The sequence below is a fragment of the Chryseobacterium sp. B21-037 genome (assembly GCF_028570785.1).
GTDB lineage: Bacteria > Bacteroidota > Bacteroidia > Flavobacteriales > Weeksellaceae > Chryseobacterium > Chryseobacterium proteolyticum.
In genome coordinates this window covers 4,279,935-4,292,140 of sequence record NZ_JALGCB010000001.1, presented here as the reverse complement: position 1 = coordinate 4,292,140, position 12,206 = coordinate 4,279,935, and the positions used below count along the sequence as shown (strand labels likewise).

Sequence of the window (12,206 nt, the reverse complement as noted above, 5' to 3'; positions counted from 1 at the left end):
GGGGTTACTTATTTTATGTAGTTTCCTAAAAACCTCTGAAGTTTTTACATTTTCTTATTTACCTGCATAAACATCTTTAGAATAACTACCATTTCCGGTAGGAATTTCTATTACAATGTTTCCATTTTCATAATAACCGATAGTATTATCTCCATTTGCAAGCTTCACTCTGAACACCTCTTTTTTTGTTGTTTCCTTAAAAGTCGCATAAGGAACAGAGCTATCCGATTTCACAAGTATAAACTGACTGTTATCAATCTGAATTTTCTGTAGGGTTACTGCTCCGTTACTATATTTGTTTACAGAACTTCCTGTTGATGAAGCTGTATTAGTGTTATCCTGAACTGAAGCAACCTGCACCTGCTCATTGGTCTTCGTTTCAGCCGGAGCAGCTATTATCGTTGGATAAGAAACAGGAATAGAAACAAAAGTTTGTTTTAATGCATCCTGAAATCCCTCTTTATAATCTTTAATATTTGATGCTCCTTTACCGGTCAGTAATACCTTATCATGACAGTCTTTAAACTGAACGACCACTTTATTTCTTAAGAACCCGCTATCATCAATGACATCGGCATTTACAATATTACAAGGATTTTCTTTAGCTTCAGCAGGCCATTGCTCCCGGCTTCCCTGAAGAACAACATATTTTTTACCTTTTAAAGCTTTCGCCAAAGCAATATCCAAATCGAAACTTTCTTTAAAAGTGCTGAATTTTTCAGGTATAGAAATATACTTATAATCAGATACTTTTTGTCCGAAAGCAAGTATCGAACAAACTGTCAATATAGCAAATAATCCCTTTTTCATATTTTATTTTTTAATCATTTCTAAATGTTCCCATATCTAATTTAAGAGAAAAAAAATTGGAATAAAAATTCGATCCTCCGATTCCTGAATTAGTAATAGCATAGTCGAGAGTAAGTCCCCGGTATCTGATTCCCAAACCTGCACTCGGCTGAAAAGAAACCTTTCTTTTCAGATCTTCAATATCCGTGATAGACTGAAAACGATTCACTCCCAAGCGTACAAAAATCATTTTCTGATATCCCAATTCCGCTCCTGCATATGGTGTTATACTGGCAAAATCTGTGGAAATTAAAGCTGCAGTTTTAGCGAAATCCACATTGATTCCGGCTTCCGGTAAAACATAAACGCTGCTGTTGATTTCAAACATTTTACTTGCTCCTACATTAAGTTTAGGCATAGTAAGCTCCATTTTATCTTTTGGAGCAGGGTTAAACTCTTCTCCGTTCACAACTGTTGATAACTCCTTCTGATTGATGCTCCAAAAGTTAACGGTGGTGGTAGCGTCACGAAGCATTCCCCCAAATTTCCATCCATTATCAGCTTTATAAATTGCCCCTACATCAAAACCAAATCCATATCCGCTGGCAAATTTCCCTACATTCCTGTAAACAATCTTGGCATTAACACCCACATCCAATTTTGTGTTACCGCCAGGATGAAATGCATAGGACAGAATAGCAGCATAATCTGACTGCGAAAACTTGGTGATTTTGTCATAGTCAATATTTCCCTCAGAATCGATCATTTGAGTCGTATTCAGGATATTATCTACCCCTAATCTCACTACTGAGACTCCGAAAACTCCCTCTTCCATCACTTTAGCATAGGCAAGATAATCATATTTTGCTATAGATTCAAAGTATTCGGCGTGCATCGCAGCTCCTTGCCAGTCTCTTTCGATAGACATAAGACCTGCAGGATTCCACATGGGAGAATAAACGTCATCCTGATTGGAAATAACTGCTCCACCCATCGCCAGGCCTCTTGCTCCTGCCCCTATATTTAAAAATTCATTGGAATATTTTCTAATGATCTGAGATTGAAAAAATCCAAATGCTAAAGAAAATAGGAATAGTAGATATTTTTTCATCATATAAATTTGATGCTTAATTAGTTTTTTTTTTGTTTTCTGGCTTTTATCAGCCCATTAGCTATAATTGCTAATATCATCACCAATGATGCTATATAAAATATAGGGCTCATATGCTCCGATTCGCCAAAGATAAAAAAAGCTAGTATAATTCCGTAAACTGGCTCTAAATTAACTGTTAAAATAAGTGTAAAAGGAGAAATATACTTCATCAGATTCACTGATTCCAACATTGGAAAAGCGGTAAAAACACTTGCTAACAAGCATATTAACGCCAAATCCCTGTAGTTTATTTCGTTCATTTGAAAAATTTGCCCTGAAAATAAATAAAATATCAATAAAACTGACCATCCACAGAATATTTCATAAAAAATAATATTCCCTGAACTTGTTTTCCCAAACATCTTACCATTGAAAACGGAAAATATCGTCCCAAAAATAGCACACAAGACACCAAAAAGTATCCCTTCTTTATATTGAAACTCTGTTTTAAAAATCAGCAGGATGCAAGCCACGATAACAATTCCCATGATAACTTCCGAAATATCTATTTTTCTTTTAAAAATAATAGGCTCTAATATTGACGCAAAAAGAGTAGATAATGATAAACAGCTTAATGCAATAGAAACATTCGAAACTTTAATGGAATAAAAAAAACAAAACCAATGAGCCGCCATTGCAGTACCAATCGCCGCCAATTGGAAAAATATTTTCTTTGAGACTTTTATACTCTCTTTTTTATAAATTCTTATGTAAGCATACAGGAATATCGCGGCAAATAGCATTCTGTAGAAAACCAGAATCTGAGCATTGGCATGAATCAGTTTCCCCAAGATTGCAGTGAATCCCCATAAAAAAATTATTAAATGCAATCTGAAAAGTGCTAATTTATGCATAACCTACCTTTAAATTTTTAAAATGCAAATTTACAAATAGCATTTCCAATTCCTTTCATAAAAAATAGATTTGAATAAGAAAAACAGATATTATTATAATAAACTCCCATTTTCATTTACTAAACTTTCATGAAGAGCCATATTTAATGATGAGGAGATCAAAAAAATCTTAATATATCTAATCGCAAAATACATATACAAAAAACCCCGAAAATTTGGACAACTTTCGGGGCTTTCAAATAATAAACTATTAAAAAAATAAACTAGGAACAGAGTAATTAAAGAGCAATAATACTCCTCAATACTCTTACGTAAAGTTAGAAAAAATATCAATTAATTAAAAATAATTTCTTGTTAAATATTTCACAATTTTCTGTAAACCAAACTATTAAACACGTGTTTTAATAAAATTTATATTCTCTTTAAAAATAGTATCTTTAGGCGTAAAAAATTATAATTTTATGGATATCGAATTCAACAAACGAGAAGATCAAAACAGATTAAAATTATCCGAAATAAATCGTTTACTTGCCGAAATAAAAAAAGGAGGTGGAGAGAAAAAACTTCAAAAGTCACGTGAAGAAGGAAAAATGACTGCAAGAGAAAGAATTGATTATCTTCTCGATAAAGATTCAGATTCCATAGAAGTGGGAGCATTTGCAGGTTATGAGATGTATGAGGAACATGGAGGCTGCCCCGGAGGAGGTGTAGTAGTTGTCATTGGTTATGTTTCGGGTAGACAATGCCTTGTTGTAGCGAATGACGCTTCTGTAAAAGCAGGTGCATGGTTTCCAATTACCGGAAAGAAAAATCTCAGAGCGCAGGAAATTGCTATGGAGAATAAACTTCCCATTATTTACCTTGTAGATTCAGCAGGTGTTTATTTGCCTATGCAAGATGAGATATTTCCTGATAAAGAACATTTTGGAAGAATTTTCAGAAACAATGCCAAAATGAGTTCTATGGGAATTATACAGATTTCTGCTGTTATGGGTAGCTGTGTGGCCGGAGGTGCTTATCTACCCATTATGAGTGATGAGGCAATGATCGTTGATAAAACAGGCTCTATCTTCCTCGCAGGAAGCTACCTTGTAAAGGCTGCCATTGGTGAAAGTATCGATAATGAAACTCTGGGCGGAGCAACTACGCACTGTTCTATTTCAGGAGTTACAGATTACAAAGCAAAAGATGATAAAGATGCTTTAGACAGGATTAAGAATATCATGAAATCTATTGGAAGTACTGAAAAAGCAGGTTTTGATAGAATTGAAAGTTTTCCACCGAAAGAGAATCCTGAAAACATTTTTGGGATAATGCCGGCTTCAAGAGCTGAACAATATGATACATTAGATATTATTAAATGTATGGTAGATAATTCCGAATTTGAAGAATATAAGCCGGATTACGGAAAAACTATTATTTGTGCTACGGCAAGAATAGATGGCTGGTCCGTGGGAATTGTGGCCAATCAGAGAAAGTTAGTAAAGAGTGGTAAAGGAGAAATGCAGTTTGGAGGAGTTATTTATTCCGACTCTGCAGATAAGGCAACGAGATTTATCGCTAATTGTAATCAGAGAAAAATTCCTTTGATCTTTTTACAGGATGTTACAGGATTTATGGTAGGATCCAAATCAGAACATGGAGGGATTATTAAAGACGGGGCAAAAATGGTAAACGCAGTAGCCAACTCTGTAGTTCCTAAATTTACTGTGATTACCGGAAACTCATATGGAGCAGGAAATTATGCAATGTGTGGAAAAGCATATGATCCGCGACTCATTGTTGCATGGCCATGGGCTGATCTTGCCGTAATGGGAGGAGCTCAGGCTGCAAAAGTTTTAGCTCAAATCCAGGAATCAACATTAAAAAAACAAGGAAAAGAAATTAGTGAAGAAGAGCATAATGAAATCTTAGATAGCATATCCAAAAGATATCAAAAACAAACCGAATCTACCTATGCTGCGGCCAGATTATGGACTGATGCCATCATTAATCCTACAGATACCAGAAAATGGATCTCTATGGGTATTGAAGCTGCTAATCATTCCCCTATAACGGAGAAATTTAATTTGGGAGTAATACAGGTTTGATAATGATACAATTTTCAATATATATTTATTGCCCTATTTGAAAAAGTAGGGCTTTTTTGTATTTATTAACTAGCTATTGTTCATAACTGATAATTGATAAATAATGATTGATAGTTGATGAATGATCTTTTATCATTTATAATTCATCAATGATCAGTGATCATTGATCTTTTATTCCTATGGTATGGTGTAGTAGGTATAGATATGTATAGGTATAAAACAAAAAAGTCTCATACAAATTCATGTATGAGACTTTTAATAAAAACTGGCGGCGACCTACTCTCCCGCTTGTCGCAGTACCATCGGCGCTGGTGGGCTTAACTTCTGTGTTCGGAATGGGAACAGGTGAGCCCCACCGCTAAAACCACCCTAAAGAAGGTATATAAGATATCAGAGGCTAGATTTCAGATTTCAGACTCATTATAAAGTCTGTCATCTGATGTTCTTGTATCTGACATCTGTTTTATCGGTAAATTTCATCACAAAGGCAAAACCAGTATTGCACTTATAAGACTTGAACTAGTGTAACCTATAGGCTATAAATCTACGGGTAATTAGTACTACTCGGCTATGCTGTTACCAACTTTACACCTGTAGCCTATCAACGTGGTCATCTCCCACGACCCTTAAAAGATGTCTCATCTTGAGGCGAGTTTCGCACTTATATGCTTTCAGTGCTTATCTCTTCCAAACATAGCTACTCAGCGGTGCACCTGGCGGTACAACTGATACACCAGAGGTTTGTTCAATTCGGTCCTCTCGTACTAGAATCAAGCCCTCTCAAACATCTAACGCCCGCAATAGATAGAGACCGAACTGTCTCACGACGTTCTGAACCCAGCTCGCGTGCCACTTTAATGGGCGAACAGCCCAACCCTTGGGACCTTCTCCAGCCCCAGGATGTGACGAGCCGACATCGAGGTGCCGAACCTCCCCGTCGATGTGAGCTCTTGGGGGAGACTAGCCTGTTATCCCCGGAGTACCTTTTATCCTATGAGCGATGGCCCTTCCATACGGAACCACCGGATCACTATGTCCTGCTTTCGCACCTGATCGACTTGTAGGTCTCACAGTCAAGCACCCTTATGCCATTACACTCTACGCACGGTTACCAAGCGTGCTGAGGGTACCTTTGAAAGCCTCCGTTACTCTTTTGGAGGCGACCACCCCAGTCAAACTACCCACCACGCAATGTCCTTCCTAAAGGAAGTTAGGCTCCAAGTAAGTAAAGGGTGGTATTTCAACGTTGACTCCACAAACACTAGCGTGCCTGCTTCATAGTCTCCCACCTATCCTACACATTACTTACTCAAAGTCAATACGAAGTTATAGTAAAGGTTCACAGGGTCTTTTCGTCCCATTGCGGGTAATCGGCATCTTCACCGATACTACAATTTCACCGAGCTCGTGGCTGAGACAGTGCCCAGATCGTTACACCATTCGTGCAGGTCGGAACTTACCCGACAAGGAATTTCGCTACCTTAGGACCGTTATAGTTACGGCCGCCGTTTACTGGGGCTTCAGTCAAACGCTTCGCTTACGCTAACGCCCTTCCTTAACCTTCCAGCACCGGGCAGGTGTCAGACCCTATACAGCATCTTTCGATTTAGCAGAGTCCTGTGTTTTTGATAAACAGTCGCCTGGGCCTCTTCACTGCGGCCACCATTGCTGATGGCGTCTCTTCTTCCGAAGTTACGAGACTATTTTGCCTAGTTCCTTAGCCACGACTCACTCGAGCACCTTAGGATTCTCTCCTCGACTACCTGTGTCGGTTTTGGTACGGGTTGCTTCACTTCGGCTTTTCTTGGAAGCACTTTCCCTGCAGCAGCTTCGCCCGAAGGCTAGGCCTTGACTATTCCGTCAGTCTCCAGCAGGTACGGCACTCCGTCCCCTTTTTAGTGTGAGCAAGTATGGGAATATTAACCCATTGTCCATCCACTACCCCTTTCGGGTTCGCGTTAGGTCCCGACTAACCCTCAGCTGATTAGCATGGCTGAGGAAACCTTAGTCTTTCGGTGAGGGGGTTTCTCGCCCCCTTTATCGTTACTTATGCCTACATTTTCTTTTCTGTCCGCTCCACAATACCTCACGATACTGCTTCGGCGCAAACAGAATGCTCCCCTACCAGATGTACAATGTACAAATCCATAGCTTCGGTAATATGTTTATGCCCGATTATTATCCATGCCGGACCGCTCGACTAGTGAGCTGTTACGCACTCTTTAAATGAATGGCTGCTTCCAAGCCAACATCCTAGCTGTCAATGCAGTCCAACCGCGTTGCTTCAACTTAACATATATTTGGGGACCTTAGCTGTTGGTCTGGGTTCTTTCCCTCTCGGACATGGACCTTAGCACCCATGCCCTCACTGCTGATCAACATTTATTAGCATTCGGAGTTTGTCAGGAATTGGTAGGCGGTGAAACCCCCGCATCCAATCAGTAGCTCTACCTCTAATAAACTTATAATCAACGCTGCACCTAAATGCATTTCGGGGAGTACGAGCTATCTCCCAGTTTGATTGGCCTTTCACCCCTACCCACAGGTCATCCGAAGACTTTTCAACGTCAACCGGTTCGGTCCTCCACTCTGTGTTACCAGAGCTTCAACCTGCCCATGGGTAGATCACAAGGTTTCGCGTCTAATCCTACTAACTATCCGCCCTATTCAGACTCGCTTTCGCTCCGGCTCCGGACCTGAAGTCCTTAACCTCGCTAGTAAAATTAACTCGTAGGCTCATTATGCAAAAGGCACGCCGTCACCCAACTTGTGGGCTCCGACCGCTTGTAGGCGTACGGTTTCAGGTTCTATTTCACCCTTCTATTCGAAGTGCTTTTCACCTTTCCTTCACAGTACTTGTTCACTATCGGTCTTTCAGGAGTATTTAGCCTTGGAGGATGGTCCCCCCATATTCAGACAGGATTTCACGTGTCCCGCCCTACTCATTTATCATCTATATATACCTTTCGAATACCGGGCTATCACCGTCTATGGCCGCACTTTCCAGTACGTTCTTCTAAATATATAAAGACTTTTGGGCTAATCCGCTTTCGCTCGCCACTACTTACGGAATCTCTTCGATTTCTTTTCCTCCGGGTACTTAGATGTTTCAGTTCTCCGGGTTTGCTCCTCTTACGAGGTAATACATCTTCAATGTATTGGGTTGCCCCATTCGGACATCTGCGGATCAATTCGTGTGTGCCAATCCCCGCAGCTTTTCGCAGCTTACCACGTCCTTCGTCGCCTCTGAAAGCCTAGGCATCCGCCATACGCCCTTAACGATTTCTTTCCTATTTTTAGGTTACTCAAGCACTTATAAGTGCTCGGTTTTCTCTTTGTGATGTCTTTACCGTTAATGTCAATGATCTTTATTTCTTCTGTATTAATGTAAAACGTATTCATGTATCAATGACGGCTCTCGTCATGAGGTTTACATGCTTCTTTTTTACATATACAAACTGTGGAGAATAAGGGAGTCGAACCCTTGACCTCCTGCGTGCAAGGCAGGCGCTCTAGCCAGCTGAGCTAATTCCCCCTCTAGTAGACTTCAGATATCAGATCCTAGATCTCAGACTTAATGTCTCATGTCTTATATCTGATCTCTTCCCGTCTTATAATTAGTAGTCTCGGGCAGGCTCGAACTGCCGACCTCTACATTATCAGTGTAGCGCTCTAACCAGCTGAGCTACGAGACTGTCTTGTTAGACTGTGCAGATTTAAGATCCAGATATCAGACTTACATGGTCTTTCTATCTTCTATCTTTCCTCTTGTCTAATCTCTTCCCTTTTACTAATTTCTAGTGGGTGTTGTATTTTTTTATATATCAACCAAATAAAAAACTAAAGCTTCTCTTTAAGTAAGTACATGGTACACTTAAGTACCTTTATTTTGTTTAACGTTCTTCAACGCTCTAAAATGAGATGTTCCAGCCGCACCTTCCGGTACGGCTACCTTGTTACGACTTAGCCCTAGTTACCTGTTTTACCCTAGGCAGCTCCTGTTACGGTCACCGACTTCAGGTACCCCAGACTTCCATGGCTTGACGGGCGGTGTGTACAAGGCCCGGGAACGTATTCACCGCGCCATGGCTGATGCGCGATTACTAGCGATTCCAGCTTCATAGAGTCGAGTTGCAGACTCCAATCCGAACTGAGACCAGCTTTCGAGATTAGCATCCAGTCGCCTGGTAGCAGCCCTCTGTACTGGCCATTGTATTACGTGTGTGGCCCAAGGCGTAAGGGCCGTGATGATTTGACGTCATCCCCACCTTCCTCTCTACTTGCGTAGGCAGTCTCACTAGAGTCCCCAACTGAATGATGGCAACTAGTGACAGGGGTTGCGCTCGTTGCAGGACTTAACCTAACACCTCACGGCACGAGCTGACGACAACCATGCAGCACCTTGAAAAATGTCCGAAGAAAAGCCTATTTCTAAGCCTGTCATTTCCCATTTAAGCCTTGGTAAGGTTCCTCGCGTATCATCGAATTAAACCACATAATCCACCGCTTGTGCGGGCCCCCGTCAATTCCTTTGAGTTTCAAACTTGCGTTCGTACTCCCCAGGTGGCTAACTTATCACTTTCGCTTAGTCTCTGAATCCGAAAACCCAAAAACGAGTTAGCATCGTTTACGGCGTGGACTACCAGGGTATCTAATCCTGTTCGCTCCCCACGCTTTCGTCCATCAGCGTCAGTTAAGACATGGTAACCTGCCTTCGCAATTGGTGTTCTAAGTAATATCTATGCATTTCACCGCTACACTACTTATTCCAGCTACCTCTACCTTACTCAAGACCCGCAGTATCAATGGCAGTTTCATAGTTAAGCTATGAGATTTCACCACTGACTTACGAGTCCGCCTACGGACCCTTTAAACCCAATAAATCCGGATAACGCTTGCACCCTCCGTATTACCGCGGCTGCTGGCACGGAGTTAGCCGGTGCTTATTCGTATAGTACCTTCAGCTACCCTCACGAGGGTAGGTTTATCCCTATACAAAAGAAGTTTACAACCCATAGGGCCGTCATCCTTCACGCGGGATGGCTGGATCAGGCTCTCACCCATTGTCCAATATTCCTCACTGCTGCCTCCCGTAGGAGTCTGGTCCGTGTCTCAGTACCAGTGTGGGGGATCACCCTCTCAGGCCCCCTAAAGATCATTGACTTGGTGAGCCGTTACCTCACCAACTATCTAATCTTGCGCGTGCCCATCTCTATCCACCGGAGTTTTCAATATCTAATGATGCCATCAAATATATTATGGGGTATTAATCTTCCTTTCGAAAGGCTATCCCCCTGATAAAGGTAGGTTGCACACGTGTTCCGCACCCGTGCGCCGCTCTCTAGATCCCGAAAGATCTATACCGCTCGGCTTGCATGTGTTAGGCCTCCCGCTAGCGTTCATCCTGAGCCAGGATCAAACTCTCCATTGTATGTTTGTCTGACTCACTCAAAGTTTTGACGCTTTAGTTTTTCCTTACTTGGTTGTTATATTGTATTTCAATGATCTCTTTTCTTCCGCTTTTCTCTAAAGCTTTTTCTCTGTCGTTATTGCTTTAGATTTGCGAGTGCAAAAGTAATTAATGTTTCTGAACTGACCAAATGTTTTTGAAGAAAATTTTAAAGTTTTTTTCTGTAACCTTAATCCCTCTTTAACACTTATCTCAATTTTACTCCGCGCTCCCTTAATTGGGACTGCAAAGATACAAACTTTTCTCAATTTTCAAAATAAATTATTATTTATTTTTTTTAAATCTTTCGTTTATAATTACCCTCTTCTGCGCTACCTACTATCTCTCGTTTTCAGTGGGGCAAAAGTACACCTTATTCATCAAACAATCCAAATCATTTTATATTTAAATTCATATTTAGTTCATATTTGATCTTAACTCACTGATAAACAACTTAAAAAATTTCAATGCTTTTTCCTGGGTTTAGAATGATAAAGGCGAAAACATAAGAGAAAACTGCCATAACAAGGGAAAAGGAAAAAAATAAAAGCTATAAAATGAAGGGTTTTCTATGGAAAAATGGAGGGTTGAGACAGGAAAAACAAGAAGTAGAAAGGGAAAAGTAAGGAGAAAAATGGAAAATGAAGTGCTGAAGAGTAAAGAAAAAAATATCTGACTAAAAAAAAGACTGCAATAAATTCGGTTTGAACACAACAAAAAATATGATGTAGCATTTTATAAGATCAATAAGTATCTCTTTATTCTTTATTCTTTATTCTTTATTCTTTATTCTTTATTCTTTATTCTTTATTTAAATTTCCTCCTTTTTCACCACATTGTGGTAGCTTGAATAATAAATCAACATACTTATTACTGGTAAAGGTGCAAGATAGGGTCTTTATATGATCTCCGATTATATTGATATTCGTAATCCATATCATTATGCCCGTTATTAAAGTATAGATCATATTATATCTTGTATTGCTTCGGATGACAGGATAAAATCTTTGAGCTCAAATTTCCTAGGATTTAGATCCTGTTCCTAAAGTAAAGCTTTTCATCAATTGCAATATACTATTGGGATATCTTTATTCCGGATAAGGTCATTCTTCCAGGCATATAATTCATTAAGCTGTGCATGCAATAACAATATGGAATAATTTATAATTGATTAAGATATTATTGGTGATTGGCGATTAAAACCTAAAAGTTGAAAATTAAAAATGGAAAGTTTTTAAGTTGGCTAAAGCCACTAGGATTTTGGAGGCTATTACTGAAGGGCTAAAGACCACCTCTATTGATGAAAGCTTGTAAAAGAATAAAGAGCCTAAAGTAGTAGTAGTAGTAGTTGTTGTTGTTGTTGTTGTTGTTGTTGTTGTTGGAAGAGGAATAAAATACAAAGTCCTACTAACTATGAATGATAAATGATAAAATGATGATTGATAATGAGCCCTATTAATTGATATTTGTCTGTTAATCAATAATGATTGATAATTGATGATTGATCTTTTATCATTTATAATTCATCAATGATCATTTATCTTTTATTCCTATGGTATGGTAGGTATAGATATGTATAGGTATAGTTATAAAACAAAAAAGTCTCATACAAATTCATGTATGAGACTTTTAATAAAAACTGGCGGCGACCTACTCTCCCGCTTGTCGCAGTACCATCGGCGCTGGTGGGCTTAACTTCTGTGTTCGGAATGGGAACAGGTGAGCCCCACCGCTAAAACCACCCTAAAGAAGGTATATAAGATATCAGAGGCTAGATTTCAGATTTCAGACTCATTATAAAGTCTGTCATCTGATGTCTTGTATCTGACATCTGTTTTATCGGTAAATTTCATCACAAAGGCAAAACCAGT

Annotated in this window: 4 protein-coding genes, 2 tRNA genes and 4 rRNA genes; 1 reads left to right on the top strand and 9 read right to left on the bottom strand. The window is 39.6% G+C overall.

Translation table 11 applies throughout. From position 1 onward, the window contains the following. Positions 1–54: 54 nt before the first annotated feature. From MTQ00_RS19155 to MTQ00_RS19145, 3 genes are read right to left on the bottom strand one after another with little or no spacing between them, the layout of a single operon-like run. The gene (locus tag MTQ00_RS19155) at positions 55–810 is read right to left on the bottom strand and encodes a hypothetical protein (RefSeq protein WP_273650660.1); all 756 of its coding nucleotides are present in this window, start codon (positions 808–810) and stop codon (positions 55–57) included. Between the two features lie 10 nt (positions 811–820). Further along, positions 821–1,903 (bottom strand): PorV/PorQ family protein, encoded by a 1,083-nt coding sequence (locus MTQ00_RS19150; protein ID WP_172283528.1) that lies wholly within the window; start codon positions 1,901–1,903, stop codon positions 821–823. 17 nt (positions 1,904–1,920) lie between these two features. Beyond that, positions 1,921–2,796 (bottom strand): DMT family transporter, encoded by an 876-nt coding sequence (locus MTQ00_RS19145; RefSeq protein WP_273650659.1) that lies wholly within the window; start codon positions 2,794–2,796, stop codon positions 1,921–1,923. Between the two features lie 461 nt (positions 2,797–3,257). On the opposite strand from MTQ00_RS19145, the gene MTQ00_RS19140 reads away from it, so the two are divergent. Then, entirely contained in the window at positions 3,258–4,886 is a 1,629-nt protein-coding gene (locus MTQ00_RS19140) for an acyl-CoA carboxylase subunit beta (RefSeq protein ID WP_273650658.1), read from the top strand. 263 nt (positions 4,887–5,149) lie between these two features. Here the strand turns inward: MTQ00_RS19140 and rrf (MTQ00_RS19135) are convergent. The 6 genes from rrf (MTQ00_RS19135) to rrf (MTQ00_RS19110) all read right to left on the bottom strand — a co-directional run bounded on the left by rrf (MTQ00_RS19135) (position 5,150) and on the right by rrf (MTQ00_RS19110) (position 12,081). Continuing rightward, positions 5,150–5,258 (bottom strand): 5S ribosomal RNA (rrf, locus tag MTQ00_RS19135). Positions 5,259–5,420: 162 nt separating this feature from the next. Next, positions 5,421–8,175 (bottom strand): 23S ribosomal RNA (locus MTQ00_RS19130). Positions 8,176–8,347: 172 nt separating this feature from the next. Beyond that, positions 8,348–8,421: transfer RNA gene (locus MTQ00_RS19125), tRNA-Ala, on the bottom strand. 86 nt (positions 8,422–8,507) lie between these two features. Further along, positions 8,508–8,581: transfer RNA gene (locus MTQ00_RS19120), tRNA-Ile, on the bottom strand. 219 nt (positions 8,582–8,800) lie between these two features. Beyond that, positions 8,801–10,317, bottom strand: a 16S ribosomal RNA gene (locus tag MTQ00_RS19115). Between the two features lie 1,655 nt (positions 10,318–11,972). Continuing rightward, a 5S ribosomal RNA gene (gene rrf, locus MTQ00_RS19110) occupies positions 11,973–12,081 on the bottom strand. Together the 16S, 23S and 5S rRNA genes with 2 tRNA genes alongside form the textbook arrangement of a ribosomal RNA operon. Positions 12,082–12,206: the final 125 nt, after the last annotated feature.